Here is a 16,711-nt window from a genome sequence, read left to right as displayed (position 1 = left end):
AGCCGGGTAGCGGCTGGCAATATGCAGAAGCTAGACTAAAAAGTTGGGATTTAAATCATCAAACAGTACGCTTGGCTTTTTGTTTGTAGCGGTCGAAGATCACCGCTGCCAGCAGGATCAAACCTCGCACCACATACTGTGCGAATGGAGAGATATTCAGCAGGTTCATCGCGTTCTCGACCGTCCCCAGAATTAACACCCCTGCGACGACATATGAGATTTTTCCGATGCCGCCTTTGAGCGAAACGCCGCCTAACACACAGGCAGAAATCACGATCAGCTCATAACCAATAGAGGTCATCGGTTGGCCGCTGGTCATACGTGATGCCAGGATAATCCCCGCAACGGCGGATACCAGACCAGAAAGAATGAAGATAATAATCTTAGTGCGGACGACCGGTACTCCAGCCAGACGTGCAGCTTCCTCATTGCCCCCAATCGCCAGCGTATTGCGACCAAAAGTGGTTTTATTCAACAGCAGGCCAAAAACAATAAAGCAGCCCACGGTTAACCAGATCGGCGCAGGCAACCCTAACCAGTTGGCATAGCCAAGAGTAAAGAAGCGCTCGTCTTCGATACCCACCGCTTTACCGTCGGAGATAATGTAGGCCAGACCACGAACAATTTGCATGGTGGCGAGCGTCGTGATCAGCGCGTTAATTTTTAAACGCGCAATCACGAAACCATTCACCAGGCCGCACAGAACGCCGAGCAACAACCCAGCCGCCACGCCAATCCACAGGCTTTCGGTCATATTAATGACCACTGCAGTCGTCACCCCTGCGCAGGCAATAACGGAGGCTACCGAGAGATCAAAATCGCCGGATGCCAGGCAAAATAACATCCCGCACGCAACCATACCCGACATAGATACCGCCAGCCCCAGCCCCTTCATGTTGATGAAAGTCGCAAAATTCGGCACAAAAATAGCGCAAACCAGGAACAACACGGCAAATACCACCAGCATCCCGTACTGATCCCAAATTCGGCCAAGATTTAACGCCGACTTCGCAGCGCCTGAACCCGATGTAGAAACGGAAGACATCATATTCTCCTTATTCAGGCGACTGCCTGGCTGACTTTAGGCATAGCAAGGCTCAGCGCCTGGCGTTCATCCGCCTGTTCATGAAGTAATTCACCTGCGATCTCACCTTCTCTCATCACCACAATGCGGTCGGCGACGCCAAGAACTTCCGGCAGGTCACTGGAGGCAAACAGCACGGCAACACCGCGCGCAGCCAGGGTATAAATCACGTTATAAATTTCATGTTTCGCGCCAACATCAATGCCGCGGGTGGGCTCATCCAGCAAAATGACTTTCATCTCTTCCGATAACCAACGCCCCAGAATGGCCTTTTGCTGATTCCCGCCAGAGAGGTTCATGATCAGTTGCTCTGCACCTGGCGTTTTGATGTTGAGTGAGCGGATATGATGGTCAGCATTGGTCTCTTCCCAGCCGTTGTTGATCAGACATCCCCCCATGACATGTTTACGGCGCGCACTAATATTGATGTTGTTGCGTACCGAATGGACCGGGATGATCCCTTCGGCTTTGCGATCCTCCGGACACAGCATCATGCCTGCTTCAATGGCGTGACTGGGTTTGCGGATATCTATCGCTTGTTCGTCAATAAACACCTGACCTTGTGTGATGCGCGTTCCGCCGAACAGACCTTTCATTAATTCGCTACGTCCGGCACCAACCAGGCCGAACAGTCCGACAATTTCGCCACTACGCACCGATAAGCTGATCGGGGTGCGCACGCCTGGGGCTTTTACCTCATGTAAACGCAGGCGCTCAGCACCATAAGGTCTGGCTTTCCAGCCATAGATATCCCCAAGATCTCGCCCCACCATCGCCTGTACCAGTGCGTCGTGATCAACCTGCTGCATATCCGTAAACGTTTTGACGTACTGGCCATCCTTAAACACCGTTATGGCATCGCTGAGGGCGAAAATCTCCTCCATACGGTGCGAAACGTACAGAATGATGCGGCCCTCGTTGCGTAGCTCACGAATCACGCGAAACAGATTTTCAATCTCCCTGGCGGAAAGAGAGCTGGTGGGTTCATCAAAAGCGATAATTTTGGCGTTACGCGCCAGCGCCTTCGCAATCTCCACCATTTGCCACTGACCGATGGAGAGATATTTCAACGGAGTATCAGGATCGATATCCATCCCCAGATGTTTTAACTGCAGACCCGCTTCGTAATTCAACAGCGAGCGGTTCACAATCCCACCTTTATGCGGAAGCTGACCTAGGTAAATGTTCTCGGCGACGGTCATTTCCGGCACCAAATGCAATTCCTGGTAAATAATGGCGACACCGGCGTTCAGCGCAGTGGTTGTGTCCGCAAATGAAACCTCCTGTCCGTGGATCGCTATAGATCCCGTGGTTGGCGCGTAGTTCCCGCTGAGAATTTTTAATAATGTTGATTTCCCGGCGCCATTTTCACCCATCAGTGCATGCACCTGACCGGCATAGCAGTCGAAACTGATATCCGTTAGCGCTTTTACGCCAGGGAAGGTTTTGCCGATGCCGCGAAATGAGAGATACGGGGTAGACTGTTGCATAACGTCTCCGTGGATCTAAACTGTTGCCGGATGGCGGCGTAGCCTTATCCAGCCTACTAAGGGCGTTATTTGTAGGCCGGATAAGATCGTTTTACGACTGTTGCGTTATTTGCCGCCTAAGCCTTTTTTCGCCAGTTCTTCTTTGAAGTTGTCGCGAGTAATCAGCACCACATCCGTAACTTCAGTAAACGCCGGCGGCTCTGCGCCTTTAGTCACCCAGTTGTAGAGCATTTCGCTGGATTTATAACCGTGAACATCCGGGCTAGGCAGCAGTGAACCGTAGAATCCAGTCGCTTCGCCTTTAGACAGTTCGCTAATAGCATCGACACCGTTAATACCGATACCAATCACATTTGCTGCTTTAAAACCCTGCCCTTCGGTAGCACGCACACCACCCAGCACAGTGTTGTCGTTCATCCCGACAATCAGCCAGTGCTTAACTTCAGGATGCTGAACCAGCATGGAGTTTGCGGCGTCGAATGCGCCAGGGATATCATTTGATTTGGTTGGGACCTGGTAGATCTGTTTTTCCGGGAAGCCTGCAGCTTTAAGCGCTTCCATCGAACCCGAGGTACGGCGGCGCGCGGTATCCAGTTCGTTTGCAGTAATCGCCATTACAGCGGAAGATTTCACATCCCAGCCACGTTTCTGCATTTCTTTGTACAGTTCCTGGCCCTGGCGTTCACCAATTTTGGTTGCTGCCATCATCACCAATGGCACGGTATCCATTGGCTTACCTTTCGCATTAGCGAACTGATCGTCAACCGCGATGACTTTCATGTCATAGCCACGCGCTTTTGCCATAATTGCAGGCCCGAGTTTTGGGTCCGGCGTACAAATTACAAATCCTTTTGCACCGCTTGCCGCCAGGCTGTCGATAGCATTCAGGGTTTTCTCTCCGTCTGGAACGGCGATTTTAATCACCTCAAATCCAAGGTCTTTACCGGCTTTATCGGCAAACTTCCACTCCGTCTGGAACCAGGGTTCTTCCGGCTGTTTGACCAGAAAACCGAGCTTCATGGATTCAGCGATAGCGGATTGTGACATAATGGCGGCCAGACCGATGGCCGCCAGCGCTTTAGTGAATTTGTGCATGGTTAACTCCAGCTTTAACGTTCTTTTATGTAGGGTAAAATCAAACGATTTTTTGTAATCCGGACGTAAAACAAGGCATTACCTTTTGTTGATAAGATCAATGCCAGTGCTGAGAGTATTTTTAGCGGGAAATTGATTCTCCATAAGAGAGCGGCATCACACCACAGAATTACAGTAATTGCGTACATAAATTCAGCGGGAAATGACATAAAAAAACACAGTTTCCAGAACAGGAAAAATAAGAAATAGCAGATTAGTCCATAACATCAGCCAGTGAATCCTTGTTCCCGAATATCAAAACATCCGGGAGTTCAATGATTACCAGGAGTAATAAATATGGTCAGCGCGATCGCGAACAGGAATGTCATCTTCTGACAGACGAACAGAAAGCGTAAACGCAAAATCAAAAATATGGCCCTGCCCTGATTGGCATCTTCAACAACTACCCTGTGGTCCCCCTGGCAACACGATCGCATCATAGAGAACATCCCGACAGGCGACATAGAATATCAATAGTAACAATGGCTTCAGCCTCTTCAAAACCGGGGGCCAGCAACACCGCCACCTTCTTCATATACAACTCCTCGATTAATCCACCGATATCCAACAACAAATGCCGAATAATTCATTCCGGTAAATTTATTAAAACTGATCTGGCGCAAGAAATTAGGTTGCAGATAATTTCCAGACACATCACCTCACCGGATAATTCCCATAAAAACCAACAGTGATAATCATCAGATGGCACAGAATACCGCGACCTGAAATTTAATTTTCACACATGAAACATCATTTCATTATCATTATTTTTCATAAATACATTATAAATCAGCAAATTACATTCACGTCACTTATATACACAAACGGCATGACTAAGAATATTGTTATGCCAATATGTAAAAAAACATAAATAGGCAGTTTTAAGGATTTTCTTAATGCCAGGCACGCGCTATGCTGATTTACGATCGGAAGCGAATACAATTCGTGATCATCTAAAGGACCGGCGGAACGGATTTATTCTGCTAACAGTATTACTCGTACGTAGATGTGAAGTGCAACGGCAGCCCGTTGTACTGGCGTTGGTGACGTACTCCCCCTTTCTGGAAATAAGGATATTGATATGGCTGCAGTTGGAATTGTTCACAAACTCAACACGCAAATGAACCTTGAGTTTTACGCCTCGAATCTCTACCTTCACCTCAGTGAATGGTGCCACGAGCACAGCCTGACAGGCACTGCGACGTTTCTGCGCACTCAGGCGCAGAGTAACGTGACGCAAATGATGCGTATGTTTAATTTTATGAAAAGCGCAGGGGCTAACCCCATCGTCAAGGCCATCGATGTTCCCGGTGATGAGCTAACTTCGCTTGAAGAACTGTTTCAGAAAACACTGGAAGATTATCAGCAGCGTTCCCGTACGCTTTCGCGTCTGACGGATGAAGCAGAAGCGTTGAACGACGCGCCAACCGTTGATTTTCTTCATGATCTGGAAAAAGAGCAGCAGCAGGATGGCGTGCTGCTACAAACGATTCTTGACGAAGTGCGTAGCGCTAAACGCGCTGGACTGTGTATGGTGCAAACGGATAAGCATCTGCTCAACGTCGTAAACTACCAACATCACTGATATCCGGTCGCGACAAACCTGCGCCTCCCGTTCTGAGAGGCGCAAAAAAACCTTTCTAAAACCTGAAACAACGGTTTATTTTAGTGAGACTCATTCTGCGGGGTGAATTTCAGCTCGATCAACGCAATCGCTTTTTGAATTGCGCGCATCGTAACGGGATCAGCGCCCGCGGGATGGCTGGAAAAGTCGATGCTTTTCAGTTGACTGGACATTTTTTCCCGAACTTCTACCGGGGCAATGACATCAATAACATCCAGGATTTGCTTGATAACCAACTGGCAGGCAACAACGTCCGAGAGCAGTTCCTGATCGGCATTCAGTGTTTGGGACATAGTGAGCTCCTTATAGAAAGGTCGTCATAGTACCCATTCAGCGCTCGAAACGGTAGCGGCGAAAGCAGTACAGCCGCGCTGAAAATAAAAAAACAGATCCAGTTAATTTCGTTTGAGATGGCAAGCACAACATGAGTGAACATTTAGCGGTTGAGAATAAGCGGGGTCTTTCTCCGGCTGCACTACTGGTCGCCGGGGCCTTCTTTATGGAGTTCATCGATGGCACGGTGATTGCGACGGCCCTGCCCGATATGGCAAAAAGCTTCGGCGTGCAGGCCGTTGATCTGAACATCGGCATCAGTGCTTATCTGATCACACTGGCGGTTCTCATCCCTGCCAGTGGCTGGATTGCCGATCGTTTTGGTGCCCGGAAAGTGTTTACCCTGGCTCTGGCGATCTTTACCTTCGCTTCAGTCTTATGCGGACTCGCCACCAGCATTGAAGGCTTTGTGGTCATGCGCATTTTACAGGGTGTCGGGGGGGCACTCATGGTGCCGGTCGGCCGCCTCGCCGTTCTGCGTACCACGCCTAAACATCAGTTGATCACCGCAATCGCCACCCTGACCTGGCCTGCCTTAGTGGCCCCAATAATTGGCCCCCCCTTGGGCGGATTTATTACCAGTTATGCCAACTGGCGCTGGATCTTCTTTATTAACGTGCCACTGGGGTTGTTGGCGATAGCGCTGGCGCTGCGTTTTATCCCGGATATTCATGATGACGAGCGACGCCCGTTCGATGTTCCCGGTTTTATTGCCACATCAGTCGCGATGGTCAGTCTGGTATATGCGATGGAACTGCTGGGAACCCAACAGCCGCAGGGCTGGTTAACCGCGGGACTTCTGGCACTGGGAATCGCCACGTTCCTGTTTGCCTTGCGTCATTTTCGCCAATCCGCGTGGCCGATGATTCGTCTGAATGCCATGCGCGTTCCTACATTTCGTGTCACGATGTACGGAGGCTCTCTGTTTCGTGCCTCTATCAGTGCGGTACCCTTTCTGTTGCCACTGATGTTTCAGGTTGGGTTTGGTATGAATGCTTTTCATGCCGGTTCCCTGGTACTGGCCGTATTTGTTGGCAACCTGACGATTAAACCCGCTACTACGCCGTTAATACGCTGGTTAGGCTTTAAAAAACTGCTGTTGATAAATGGCGCGCTTAATGTGCTGGCGCTATTGGCCTGTGCGCTGATCACGCCGCAAACTCCCGTATGGGTAATTTTACTGGTGCTGTATCTGGGCGGCGTTTTTCGCTCAATTCAGTTTACCGGTGTCAGCACGTTGGCATTTGCGGATGTTCCTGCATCGCAGATGAGCTATGCAAATACACTGTTTAGTACAGCGACGCAACTGGCTGTTGGATTAGGGATTTCGTTGGCGGCTATCGGGATCCGTATCGGGGATCTAGTGAGTGAATGGTTGTCACTGGAGGCGATACCCGGCATCAGTTTCCGGCTGGCATTCGTCGCTATCGCCATGATTTGCCTGATAGGAATGGTTGATACGCTGCGGCTTACCCACGATGCTGGAAGCGCAGTGTCAAATAAGCATCGATAAGCCCGATAGTTCACGCTATCGGGCCAACCGGCTTTAGCCAATAACGTCACGGACAAAGGCTTCGATCGCTTTGTCCTGGCAGTTTTCAAAGAAACACTGCTGGAAACGTGGACCTGAAACGGCAGTTTTCACCAGTTCAGGATCGATAGCCCGCAAGGTATCAAGATAATTTTCTTTTACTACTGCCGCTTTCACCTGGTTCAAAATCCCCGCGTTACGCACCTGCGGCTCTTTCCGCTCCGGCGGATAACCTTCACCATTACGACCGGTAAACGCTTTTTCAAACATATACCGGACGTTCAGTTCAGCCCCCCAGCCAAACCCTTTCGCAAAGGCCAGCGAGAGTGCATTACCGTTGTTGATCTGCGCAAACAGGAACGCATCCGCAGGATCAAGACAGTAGCCGCACACCACGCCAGGATGAATATTCAGTGACATCATTGCCCCCTGACCCGTACCGCAGCCCGTGACAACGAAATCAACCGCTTTTGAATTGAGCAGAATGCTGGCCATGATGCCCAGGTGGATGTAAGTCAGATGGTGATCATTTTCGTCGCTCATCCCAACATTGAACACAGGAAAACCTTTCTCATCCGCAACAGACTTAAGCTCATGGTGAATGATCGCGTTTTTGCTTGCCTGGCTGTTTTCCATCATCAATGCAATTTTCATTGTGTATTCTCCTGAATGCGCCGCGGAGGTCCCGCCGTAAGTCATGACATTTCAGTCACATTACTATTTAGCAAATCAGCTTTCAAATTTTATGAAATTAAGTTTCATAAAATATCGAGATGCTCACGGTTTTTGCGCCAGCCTTCAAATTTGACTCATAAACAGGGTGTCGTTGTGATTAATCGCAGGTGATCTTCTGGCTATTCAGGCCATTGATTAGCCGTGATGTATGTCAGGATAGCGTATCACCGATTTTTCAGAGCGATTTCATGAAGACCTTTATTCTTGCCCTCTTACCGCTCATGCTGACGGGATGCACCATCGCTAAGCAGGCTCAGGTCAGCGAAGCCAGCAGCATTACCGGCGTGGTTCGTCTGACTTACAACCAGGCCATGCTACAAACAGCACGCACCGACGACTATGTTGCTCAGGGAACGGCGACAAAAGAATGTCAGCGCATGGGTTATGCCAGTGCAGTCGGATTTGGCCAGCCAGTTGCGACCTGCAGCGTTTATGCCGGTTCTCTGTGTTTGAATACCAAAATCACGCTGTCCTGGCAGTGTCACGGTGTTGCTGTTCCACAAACTTCCACTTTCCATTATTAATCATTCCGACCAGCACATCTGCTGGTCATCTATTCTATTTTTATTTATATCACCAATTTAATAGCGTTAATGCGTTTTATTCCCATTCGCATTTTTAATAAATAAATTTATTATTTTACCTTTTGCAAATAATTAAATAACAAATTATAGTGACGCCACGTCAATATATAATAACGTTCGTGGAGCAGAACCATGCTGAAAACAGAAATGATCGACAAACTGAATGAGCAAATGAATCTTGAATTATATTCATCCCTGCTCTACCAACAGATGAGTGCGTGGTGCAGCTATCACAGCTTCGAAGGTGCCGCCGCGTTTCTGCGTCGCCACGCCCAGGAAGAAATGACGCACATGCAGCGTCTGTTCGATTACCTGACGGATACCGGCAGCCTGCCGTGTATTAATACCGTTTCTTCACCGTTTGCAGAATATGCGTCCCTGGATGAACTGTTCCGTGTAACCTATGAGCACGAACAATTGATCACGCAGAAAATTAATGAACTGGCGCATGCGGCAATGACCCACCAGGATTATCCAACCTTTAATTTCCTGCAATGGTATGTTGCTGAGCAGCATGAAGAAGAGAAATTATTCAAATCTGTCATCGATAAGTTATCGCTGGCAGGTAAAAGTGGCGAAGGTCTTTATTTCATCGATAAAGAACTGGCAACCCTTGATACACAGAATTAATGTTGTTGGGTAACGGTGGCAGTTTGCCACCGTTATTCGAGAATCTTAGTGGCGGCAGATCTTGCTTTCATGCGTGGAGAAGCCGTCTTCTTTGGCAATAAACTTGCCCTTCGCCGCTAAAAACGCCACCAACTCGCCCGCCGTCATACCTTCTGCTGAACAGGTGTGAAAACGTGCCTGCTCACCAAAACGCGCGGTAATCGCCGCCTCAAGGCTGGCATGTGAATACTGCTCACCAGATTCAATCATCATGTTGAGCACTTCGTGACCGTGAATCGATTCCATACTACCTCCTCAATAAAGCCCGTAGCCTAATGTGAACCGTACAATGCTGCTTTGCGCTAACGCAGGTTTATGCGGGCAGAGGGTAGATAAATATCATTTTTAATACACCTTAACCTCACATATATGTAAACATTAATATACACCACTTGTAACGGTGATTTGACGAAAATACCGTTATGCCTTAACCTGCGCCGCAGATATAACCGTTGATTATCTCTGGGACAGAGGAAAGCGTGAAAAACAGAACCCTGGGTAGTATTTTTATCGTGGCGGGAACCACGATTGGTGCCGGTATGTTGGCAATGCCGCTGGCGGCGGCAGGCGTGGGGTTTAGCGTCACGCTGGTGTTGTTGGTTGGGCTATGGGCCCTGATGTGCTACACCGCGCTGTTGCTGCTTGAAGTGTACCAGCATGTACCGGCAGACACCGGGCTTGGCACACTGGCAAAACGCTATCTTGGTCGATATGGGCAGTGGGTAACGGGCTTTAGCATGATGTTCTTGATGTATGCCCTGACCGCCGCCTACATCAGTGGTGCAGGCGAGCTATTGGCCTCCAGCATCAGTGACTGGACCGGAACCAGCATCTCGCCCACCACAGGCGTATTGCTGTTCACCTTTGTTGCCGGTGGTGTGGTGTGCGTCGGGACCTCACTGGTTGATTTGTTTAATCGTCTGTTGTTTAGCGCCAAAATCATCTTCCTGGTGGCAATGCTCGCGCTGTTGATGCCGCATATCCATAAGATGAACTTGCTTACCCTGCCGCTTCAACAAGGCCTGGCACTCTCCGCGATCCCGGTTATTTTTACCTCATTTGGTTTTCACGGCAGCGTACCCAGCATCGTCAGCTACATGAACGGCAACATCCGTAAACTGCGCTGGGTGTTTATCAGCGGTAGCGCCATCCCGTTAGTTGCCTATATTTTCTGGCAACTGGCCACGCTCGGTAGCATTAACTCGTCGACGTTTATGGGACTTTTAGCCAATCACGCTGGCTTAAACGGTTTGTTACAGGCATTACGTGAAGTCGTGGCTTCGTCGCACGTCGAACTGGCCGTGCATCTGTTTGCCGACCTCGCACTGGCAACCTCTTTCCTCGGTGTCGCTCTGGGGTTATTTGATTACCTGGCAGATCTCTTTCAGCGCCGCAATACCGTGGCTGGCAGAATGCAAACCGGTGTCGTGACGTTCCTGCCACCGCTGGCATTTGCGCTTTTCTATCCGCGGGGTTTTGTCATGGCGCTGGGATATGCAGGCGTTGCCCTGGCCGTGTTGGCTCTGTTGATCCCCTCCATGCTGGCCTGGCGGAGCAGAAAACACAACCCGCAGGCAAACTACCGCGTAATGGGTGGCACGCCGGCGCTGGCGCTGGTCTTTATTTGCGGCATCGTGGTGATAGCAGTGCAATTTTCTATTGCTGCAGGGCTGCTACCTGAAGTTGGTTAACGGGGATTTTTCCTGATGGCGCTTCGCTTATCCGGCCTACCATTGACTTTGCCAGAAGTGTATTAAAGTAAAAGGGGCTTACGCCCCTTTCTTAATGCAGGCAACACTGTTTATATTTTTTACCACTGCCGCACGGGCATGGGTCGTTACGCCCTACTTTGGCATCCACTTTTACCGGGACGTTAGCCGGAGCTTCCTGCGGATGCGCCATCCAGTAAGCATGCAGATCCAGAGCCGCCAGACGAATGGCATCCACGCTCTCTTCAAATGCCTCTGGTGTCAGTTTCTCCACCACCTCGAAGTTTTCTTCTGTCCCGTGTAACGCAATGGCATCGAGAGCGGGTTTCAGTGACTCAGGTAGCATTGACCAATCCGACAACGCGACGCCTCGCATATAGCCAAAGCACCACTCTTCTACGATAGTCAGCTCATGCTCTTCAATTTCACGCAGGCCGAACAGCGGTTCAAACTGCTCGGGGAACTCATCCAGACGATCGGCCGTATCCGCCATATGCTGGAACGCCAGATTCATGAAACGCGCCATTTCTTTTTCGGAGGACCAGCGCGGAACATACTGCGCACCGCCCCAGATAGCGACCAGCCACTGCTCCGGTTCGATCTCATACGGTGAACTGAGCACCGCCGTCAGTAAGCCATCCAGCTCTGACACATCCAGAATAGACTTGTCCGTATTGTACTTAGTCAGCACATCATCCAGCCATTCCAGTTCGCTCTCGTTTAGTGGTCCCGTTTTCATAACGCTTTTCCTTAGTAAAAATTCTTGCCTGTGATTATCTTACATGGCTGGTGGGATAACAGATCCAAATGGGCATGAGCGGCTTACAGGTACCGCCAGTTCAGGTTAACAGGAAACGAGGGAAATTCCGGTAGTTAACGCACAAAAGGGAGCATCAGCCGCCGGGCATCATACGCGGAAAACAGAACAAAACCACCCGAAGGTGGTTTATTGTGGCTCAATACGGTTCAACGTTGCGGTATATCCCGTTTTCGCCACCGCGTTAAGTAGCGTATCGGTAGAAAATCCCTCCGGGACGATAGCCTCTGCCTGCCGGGTCTTGAGCGAAGATTTGGCTTTAATCACCCCATCAGTTTCACGTAGCGCCTGATTGACCGAGATGACACATAGCGAGCAGGTCATATTTTGTATATCCAGCACCACTTTCTGATTGGTAGCCTGAGCCCACAATGGCAACAGTAAACATGCGATTAACGTAATAATCTTCACTCAAACACCTCATAAAACCAGGCCACGATCGTAGGGTAAAACAACACGGGCAGAATCAGCGCCAACGCACACCAGTAGAGGACGCGCGCTTGCTTCAGGGACAGCCATCCGGAACACCACAGTTTTTTAGAAAAGTAGAGTCGCCAGAAAACGCGTAACAGTAGCCCTAAGGACAGCAACATCAGGGGAATGCGCAAAAACTCAAACTGAGTGAACACGGCAAAGCTCGCCGCCGAAATACCAAACAGCAGATACAGCAGCGGCCCCACGCAACATAAGCCAGCAGTGACGGCAACCGCGGCGGCCGTCAGCAGGGTCAATCCCGCTCCTTTAGCGTTGTTCTGTTGCGACATAGCTGTAAGAGAACGCTTTCGGGTCATAGAAATTGATAGGGTCACCGTCTACTTCAGCATAAGGATAACCAAAGTTGTTCATCGCTCCCTGCTCAGTAGCCGGGTACAGTTCAAAGTCACGACCATAGTTGAAGCCAACCCAGTTCATTTCCCAGTTGCCAAACAGATAGGTATTCACCGCCTGGACGTCCGCATCCTGATGCGTTTTTTTCTCTGCCAGACGCATTTTGGTCACATCGGCCGGATCACACGGTAGCCAGCCGTAGCCAGCCAGGTAGAACTCCGCACGGCAATGCTGCCCCCCGCTTACATCGGCAACACCTGCACTATCGGCTTTGCCAAATGCGCTTTTCGAGTAGCGCTCCAGCTTGTTTGCTTTCCCCAGACGAATCCCGAACAATTCACGTGCAGGAATGCCGCTGGCTCGTGCCAGGGCGACAAAAACGGAGCTCATATCGGTGCATTTGCCCTTGAGCTTTCCGCTTTTCAAAATCTCCGCTACATCCCCGGTTCCGCAGCCGATAACGTCATTATCACGCTCCATATGACTGCTCACCCACTCGTATATCAGGCGAGCTTTTTTCAGCGGGTCTTGTTCATTACCGGTAATTTTACGCGCTGTTTCCAGGACCAGCCCATCAATCGGGGTGTGCGCTGTTGGTAGCAAGTAAGGTTTTGCATCCAGCGGGTAAGTAATCTGTTCCGGTGCCTGCCAGTTTTTTAACGCGTCATGCTGCAATGGTTCCCAATCGGCTGTCTCAACGTCGATGTCAACCTTGATCAGCAGTTCTCCCTGTGAGTCGGGCCAACTGGCAAACAACGTTTTCGCGCCATAGACATTGTTGGTTGTGACATACGCCTGCTTATAATTGCCGCTAAAAGCAAGATTTATCATTTGCTGAAACGCAGTATCAACCGGCAATGGGATCCACAACTTCACGACACCACTTGAACCCTTTGGTGGGTTGAGCTTATACGTTTGCGATAGCACAAAGCGCCGACGTGCCACTGGCATGATTGAAGGCTCAGCAGCCTGTACCGTCCGGCTAACAACCGAAGGGCCGACTATACTGGCGGCGGAAAGGAGAACGCTATTTTTGAGAAATTGTCGACGTTGCATTGCTGTCTGTCCATATTGTGAAAATTAAGCGACGGCTGAATAGAAAAAAACCGTATGCGATCATCACAGCAGACAGATGCTGACATAAAAAGGCGAGTCGATGGAGGTTATTCATCAATAACAGACCTGTTAACTGTGAATGAAATAAGAAACTATATGGCCGCCATTAAGCCACTTACTGGCGAGAAAGTACAGTAATGACGGCATGAGGATCCCCCATTCTTATTAAGGATACACCACCCAAAACCTGTCTATATTTAAACGCAGGCATTTCCACATGTAGTATCCCGCTTTCATGTTTCATACGCTGAGGGGAAGTCAAAATGGCGATGAGAATACTGTCTATTGATGGCGGTGGCATCAGAGGCATCCTGCCAGGTATGCTATTAGTCGCACTGGAGAAGAAGTTACAAGATAGAGCAAAAAAACCGACAGCAAGAATCGCTGATTACTTCGATTTAGTCGCAGGCACCAGCACTGGTGCCATCCTCTGTTCTGCCTATGTGTGTCCCGACGCGACAGGAAACCCACAATTTTCCGCTCAGGAAGCCGTCAACTTCTATCTTCAGGACGGCGATGAGATTTTTGACGTCGGCATTTGGAAAACCATCAGTTCATTAGGCGGTGTAAGTGATGAAAAATACCCGGCAACAGAACTGGAGCGAGTATTAAAAACAGCCTTCGGTGATACAAAACTGAGTGAATTATTAAAACCAACCTGCTTTGTTGCTTATGATGTCAGCAGTCGTCTTCCGGTGATCTTCAAACAACACTCTGCCGTAGCCAAAAAACGGGATTTTCTGGTCAGAGATGTTTTACGTGGTACCTCTGCAGCACCAACGTACTTCGAAGCAGCGCGTATTTACTCACTTCCCCCATTGCCGCAAAAGTATGTCCTGGTCGATGGTGGTGTCGTGGCGAACGATCCAGCACTGTGTGCCTATTCCGAGGCAATTAAGTTCTCAAACGTCGCTGGCATCAAAGACATGATCATTGTCTCTCTGGGTACCGGTAAAAAGCTGCAGGGTTATTCATACTCAGAGGTTAAAGACTGGGGACCCTTTGGCTGGGCGAAACCCGCTATCGATATCGCACTCGAAGGCGGTCCGCAGATGACTGCCTACTATTTACAACAAATCGCCTCAACGGTAAAAAACGCGAAATATTACAGGCTTCAACCCGAATTATATGGTGCCGATCCAACACTGGATAACGCATCGCGTGAGAATTTAGAACTGCTGCATAACGCAGGAGTGCAAAATGCAGCGGCATTCGACAAGACGTTAAATGAAATCGCCGCATTGTTAGTTAGCAACGGCGGGGTGTTTAACTTTCAGGGATAAAACTGCCCCTGAGAACAGAGGACTAAGAACCTATTCCAGCAGACGCCATTGGCGCAAACAGTTTGAGCACTGCCCGGCATCGAAATGGCAAGCAAAATAGCCCTAATGGGATAGGCTCTGAATCAAAATATATACACACGGGTGCCAAGTTTCCGGGCTAATCCCTTCGCCCCCTCGCGCATTACCGTATCGTGGTTCCAGCGAAATAACGGTGCCGCCAGTGGGGCAAGTATATTCATCCAGCGAATCGTGGTTCGTACATTCCAGTCGTACCTGACAATAGTCTCCCTACCGGTATCAATAAAAGACCATACCCCGCGCCCTTCAACCTCGCCGCTGGCAGCACCTTCAAGAAGAGAATACTGCAAAATATTTAATACATTGATATCAAAGGTTAAACGATACGGAAGCACACCCTTCCAGGTGTAACGATGCAACGCGCCGACCCCCTGTATATCGCCTCTTTTGAGCTCAACAACACGCTCAAGGCTTCTCCACCATTCTGGCCACTGATCCGGGTGGGAGAAAACATCCCAGACATCCTGCAGTGAAGCCTCAACCCGCCAGACTGTGGAAAACTGATAGTCAGCCATCACCTTCTCTCCCCTGTGGGGTGAAAATCTGCGGCACCTGCCAGTGCGACGAACAGGCATAATCACCTGTGCGCTGTTTTTATTATAGTGCTTAATTACATGGGCAGGCCTCCCGGAATCACCGCCTCCGGTGCCTGAAAATGGTTGTTTACCGCCCGGATAAACGCGTCATCAAACGCTATACTTTAATAGCCACATTATTTATGAGTATTTATCATGAAACTGCCACGGGTATTTTCATGCGCCGTCCTTGCGCTACTGCTGTTGATGTCTTCATCTGTTGCAGCCGGTACATTGCAAAGTCAGGCCCAAAGAGAGCAAGAGTTGAGTGCCGCGTTAGCTGCCGGCAATGGCGTTATCGTGATTGGCGGAGCAGATGATTTTGCGTTTACGTTCCGAGCCCGTAACCGGATCCACAGATCCTTTGCGATTCAGGATGGCATTAACGATCCCTTCATAATGCGCGGTTTTCAGAACCACAACTATAACCCCGCCCGTGATGGGTTCATGAACAACCCGGCCCGGGGAGGGTTTATGCTGAGCACGCCTATACGCCGATAAACGAATGGGCTAATTCATGTTGGTGAATTGGGCGTTTTGGCGGTTTTCCGTTATTGGTGGGTATGGTGACGCAAGCTATTTGTTGTCAGTAAATCTCAGGCACAAAAAAACCACCCGTAGGTGGTTTCACGACACTGCTTATTGCTTTGATTATTCTGTTCTTTCCCATGGTACCCGGAGTGGGACTTGAACCCACACAGCGCGAACGCCGAGGGATTTTAAATCCCTTGTGTCTACCGATTCCACCATCCGGGCTCGGGAAGAAATTGGAGGCGCGTTCCGGAGTCGAACCGGACTAGACGGATTTGCAATCCGCTACATAACCGCTTTGCTAACGCGCCGAAATCTTCTGGCTTTTCAGCCAAACATCCGCAAATGCCGATGTTTTAAATTTGGAGCGGGAAACGAGACTCGAACTCGCGACCCCGACCTTGGCAAGGTCGTGCTCTACCAACTGAGCTATTCCCGCATCACCAAGTAACTTTGTTAATCACTTGATTTTGTTATCGTCTGGCAATCAGTGCTGCCGTTCGATGCGTTGCATTCTACTTACCTGACGCAATGAGTCAACGATATTTTTCACCACTGACGATCGTTTGCTGAAATTTGCGGCGAAACGA

General features: G+C 49.6%; 18 protein-coding genes, 3 tRNA genes and 1 pseudogene. 7 read left to right on the top strand and 15 right to left on the bottom strand.

Annotation, left to right across the window (positions count from 1 at the left end; all coding sequences use genetic code 11):
* Positions 1-58 precede the first annotated feature (58 nt).
* From araH to ACLJXE_RS16040, 4 genes and pseudogenes are all read right to left on the bottom strand, one after another.
* Positions 59-1,045 (bottom strand): arabinose ABC transporter permease AraH, encoded by a 987-nt coding sequence (gene araH, locus ACLJXE_RS16055; protein WP_271442710.1) that lies wholly within the window; start codon positions 1,043-1,045, stop codon positions 59-61.
* A 14-nt stretch (positions 1,046-1,059) separates the two neighbouring features.
* Positions 1,060-2,574, bottom strand: coding sequence for an L-arabinose ABC transporter ATP-binding protein AraG (gene araG / locus ACLJXE_RS16050; protein WP_410751378.1), 1,515 nt, complete (start codon positions 2,572-2,574; stop codon positions 1,060-1,062).
* Positions 2,575-2,679: 105 nt separating this feature from the next.
* Complete coding sequence (locus ACLJXE_RS16045) at positions 2,680-3,669, bottom strand: arabinose ABC transporter substrate-binding protein (protein WP_202038375.1); 990 nt, start codon at positions 3,667-3,669, stop codon at positions 2,680-2,682.
* Between the two features lie 318 nt (positions 3,670-3,987).
* Positions 3,988-4,243: pseudogene (locus tag ACLJXE_RS16040) on the bottom strand (hypothetical protein).
* Positions 4,244-4,789: 546 nt separating this feature from the next.
* Between ACLJXE_RS16040 and ACLJXE_RS16035 the strand changes: the two are divergent.
* The gene (locus ACLJXE_RS16035) at positions 4,790-5,293 is read left to right on the top strand and encodes a non-heme ferritin-like protein (RefSeq protein WP_410751377.1); all 504 of its coding nucleotides are present in this window, start codon (positions 4,790-4,792) and stop codon (positions 5,291-5,293) included.
* 80 nt (positions 5,294-5,373) lie between these two features.
* Here the strand turns inward: ACLJXE_RS16035 and ACLJXE_RS16030 are convergent, their stop codons facing one another.
* On the bottom strand, positions 5,374-5,625 hold the full coding sequence (locus tag ACLJXE_RS16030; protein WP_410751376.1) for a DUF2766 family protein: 252 nt from the start codon (positions 5,623-5,625) through the stop codon (positions 5,374-5,376).
* Between the two features lie 131 nt (positions 5,626-5,756).
* Between ACLJXE_RS16030 and ACLJXE_RS16025 the strand changes: the two genes are divergently transcribed.
* Positions 5,757-7,178 (top strand): MFS transporter, encoded by a 1,422-nt coding sequence (locus tag ACLJXE_RS16025; RefSeq protein ID WP_410751375.1) that lies wholly within the window; start codon positions 5,757-5,759, stop codon positions 7,176-7,178.
* Between the two features lie 33 nt (positions 7,179-7,211).
* On the opposite strand, the gene ACLJXE_RS16020 is transcribed toward ACLJXE_RS16025, so the two are convergent.
* Positions 7,212-7,850: an RpiB/LacA/LacB family sugar-phosphate isomerase gene (locus tag ACLJXE_RS16020; RefSeq protein WP_410751374.1), complete on the bottom strand. Its 639-nt coding sequence runs from the start codon at positions 7,848-7,850 to the stop codon at positions 7,212-7,214.
* 269 nt (positions 7,851-8,119) lie between these two features.
* On the opposite strand from ACLJXE_RS16020, the gene ACLJXE_RS16015 reads away from it, so the two are divergent.
* A complete protein-coding gene (locus tag ACLJXE_RS16015) occupies positions 8,120-8,455 on the top strand; it encodes a YecR-like lipofamily protein (RefSeq protein ID WP_286629261.1) in 336 nt (111 codons plus the stop codon).
* Between the two features lie 192 nt (positions 8,456-8,647).
* Positions 8,648-9,145, top strand: a complete 498-nt coding sequence (ftnA, locus tag ACLJXE_RS16010; RefSeq protein WP_410751373.1) for a non-heme ferritin — start codon at positions 8,648-8,650, stop codon at positions 9,143-9,145.
* Between the two features lie 45 nt (positions 9,146-9,190).
* On the opposite strand, the gene ACLJXE_RS16005 is transcribed toward ftnA, so the two are convergent.
* Entirely contained in the window at positions 9,191-9,430 is a 240-nt protein-coding gene (locus ACLJXE_RS16005) for a YecH family metal-binding protein (protein ID WP_005127720.1), read from the bottom strand.
* A 233-nt stretch (positions 9,431-9,663) separates the two neighbouring features.
* On the opposite strand from ACLJXE_RS16005, the gene tyrP reads away from it, so the two are divergent.
* The gene (tyrP, locus tag ACLJXE_RS16000; RefSeq protein ID WP_410751372.1) at positions 9,664-10,875 is read left to right on the top strand and encodes a tyrosine transporter TyrP; all 1,212 of its coding nucleotides are present in this window, start codon (positions 9,664-9,666) and stop codon (positions 10,873-10,875) included.
* Between the two features lie 91 nt (positions 10,876-10,966).
* Here tyrP and ACLJXE_RS15995 read toward each other — a convergent pair whose 3' ends face one another.
* From ACLJXE_RS15995 to ACLJXE_RS15980, 4 genes are all read right to left on the bottom strand, one after another.
* Positions 10,967-11,632, bottom strand: a complete 666-nt coding sequence (locus ACLJXE_RS15995; RefSeq protein WP_286629259.1) for a YecA family protein — start codon at positions 11,630-11,632, stop codon at positions 10,967-10,969.
* A 207-nt stretch (positions 11,633-11,839) separates the two neighbouring features.
* Positions 11,840-12,121, bottom strand: a complete 282-nt coding sequence (locus ACLJXE_RS15990) for a heavy-metal-associated domain-containing protein (RefSeq protein ID WP_410751371.1) — start codon at positions 12,119-12,121, stop codon at positions 11,840-11,842.
* Positions 12,118-12,474, bottom strand: coding sequence for a mercuric transporter MerT family protein (locus ACLJXE_RS15985; protein WP_410751370.1), 357 nt, complete (start codon positions 12,472-12,474; stop codon positions 12,118-12,120). Before ACLJXE_RS15985 ends, ACLJXE_RS15990 begins: the two co-directional genes overlap by 4 nt.
* Entirely contained in the window at positions 12,452-13,594 is a 1,143-nt protein-coding gene (locus ACLJXE_RS15980) for a transglutaminase domain-containing protein (protein ID WP_410751369.1), read from the bottom strand. The genes ACLJXE_RS15985 and ACLJXE_RS15980 overlap by 23 nt, the downstream gene beginning before the upstream one ends.
* 323 nt (positions 13,595-13,917) lie before the next feature.
* Between ACLJXE_RS15980 and ACLJXE_RS15975 the strand changes: the two genes are divergently transcribed.
* A complete protein-coding gene (locus ACLJXE_RS15975) occupies positions 13,918-14,937 on the top strand; it encodes a patatin-like phospholipase family protein (RefSeq protein WP_410751368.1) in 1,020 nt (339 codons plus the stop codon).
* A 122-nt stretch (positions 14,938-15,059) separates the two neighbouring features.
* Here ACLJXE_RS15975 and ACLJXE_RS15970 read toward each other — a convergent pair whose 3' ends face one another.
* Complete coding sequence (locus ACLJXE_RS15970; RefSeq protein WP_410751367.1) at positions 15,060-15,530, bottom strand: SRPBCC family protein; 471 nt, start codon at positions 15,528-15,530, stop codon at positions 15,060-15,062.
* Between the two features lie 216 nt (positions 15,531-15,746).
* On the opposite strand from ACLJXE_RS15970, the gene ACLJXE_RS15965 reads away from it, so the two are divergent.
* On the top strand, positions 15,747-16,091 hold the full coding sequence (locus tag ACLJXE_RS15965) for a hypothetical protein (protein ID WP_410751366.1): 345 nt from the start codon (positions 15,747-15,749) through the stop codon (positions 16,089-16,091).
* 168 nt (positions 16,092-16,259) lie between these two features.
* Here the strand turns inward: ACLJXE_RS15965 and ACLJXE_RS15960 are convergent.
* The 3 genes from ACLJXE_RS15960 to ACLJXE_RS15950 all read right to left on the bottom strand — a co-directional run bounded on the left by ACLJXE_RS15960 (position 16,260) and on the right by ACLJXE_RS15950 (position 16,560).
* A tRNA-Leu gene (locus ACLJXE_RS15960) sits at positions 16,260-16,346 on the bottom strand.
* 12 nt (positions 16,347-16,358) lie between these two features.
* A tRNA-Cys gene (locus ACLJXE_RS15955) sits at positions 16,359-16,432 on the bottom strand.
* A gap of 52 nt (positions 16,433-16,484) precedes the next feature.
* Positions 16,485-16,560: transfer RNA gene (locus tag ACLJXE_RS15950), tRNA-Gly, on the bottom strand.
* Positions 16,561-16,711: the final 151 nt, after the last annotated feature.

The organism is Citrobacter sp. U14242 (assembly GCF_046555775.1).
Taxonomy (GTDB): domain Bacteria; phylum Pseudomonadota; class Gammaproteobacteria; order Enterobacterales; family Enterobacteriaceae; genus Citrobacter.
Note: the sequence above shows the minus strand (reverse complement) of the source record. Positions and strands in the feature narration are given on the sequence as shown.

Bases quoted from the DNA above. Each gene is read 5' to 3' on its own strand.
- ACLJXE_RS16005 (WP_005127720.1), bottom strand. From the start codon at position 9,430: ATGGAATCGATTCACGGTCACGAAGTGCTCAACATGATGATTGAATCT.
- ACLJXE_RS16015 (WP_286629261.1), top strand. From the start codon at position 8,120: ATGAAGACCTTTATTCTTGCCCTCTTACCGCTCATGCTGACGGGATGC.
- araH (WP_271442710.1), bottom strand. From the start codon at position 1,045: ATGTCTTCCGTTTCTACATCGGGTTCAGGCGCTGCGAAGTCGGCGTTA.
- ACLJXE_RS15985 (WP_410751370.1), bottom strand. From the start codon at position 12,474: ATGTCGCAACAGAACAACGCTAAAGGAGCGGGATTGACCCTGCTGACG.
- ACLJXE_RS16025 (WP_410751375.1), top strand. From the start codon at position 5,757: ATGAGTGAACATTTAGCGGTTGAGAATAAGCGGGGTCTTTCTCCGGCT.
- ACLJXE_RS15975 (WP_410751368.1), top strand. From the start codon at position 13,918: ATGGCGATGAGAATACTGTCTATTGATGGCGGTGGCATCAGAGGCATC.
- ACLJXE_RS15965 (WP_410751366.1), top strand. From the start codon at position 15,747: ATGAAACTGCCACGGGTATTTTCATGCGCCGTCCTTGCGCTACTGCTG.
- ACLJXE_RS16030 (WP_410751376.1), bottom strand. From the start codon at position 5,625: ATGTCCCAAACACTGAATGCCGATCAGGAACTGCTCTCGGACGTTGTT.
- araG (WP_410751378.1), bottom strand. From the start codon at position 2,574: ATGCAACAGTCTACCCCGTATCTCTCATTTCGCGGCATCGGCAAAACC.
- ACLJXE_RS16035 (WP_410751377.1), top strand. From the start codon at position 4,790: ATGGCTGCAGTTGGAATTGTTCACAAACTCAACACGCAAATGAACCTT.
- ACLJXE_RS16020 (WP_410751374.1), bottom strand. From the start codon at position 7,850: ATGAAAATTGCATTGATGATGGAAAACAGCCAGGCAAGCAAAAACGCG.
- ACLJXE_RS15970 (WP_410751367.1), bottom strand. From the start codon at position 15,530: ATGGCTGACTATCAGTTTTCCACAGTCTGGCGGGTTGAGGCTTCACTG.
- ACLJXE_RS15995 (WP_286629259.1), bottom strand. From the start codon at position 11,632: ATGAAAACGGGACCACTAAACGAGAGCGAACTGGAATGGCTGGATGAT.
- ACLJXE_RS16045 (WP_202038375.1), bottom strand. From the start codon at position 3,669: ATGCACAAATTCACTAAAGCGCTGGCGGCCATCGGTCTGGCCGCCATT.
- ACLJXE_RS15980 (WP_410751369.1), bottom strand. From the start codon at position 13,594: ATGCAACGTCGACAATTTCTCAAAAATAGCGTTCTCCTTTCCGCCGCC.
- ftnA (WP_410751373.1), top strand. From the start codon at position 8,648: ATGCTGAAAACAGAAATGATCGACAAACTGAATGAGCAAATGAATCTT.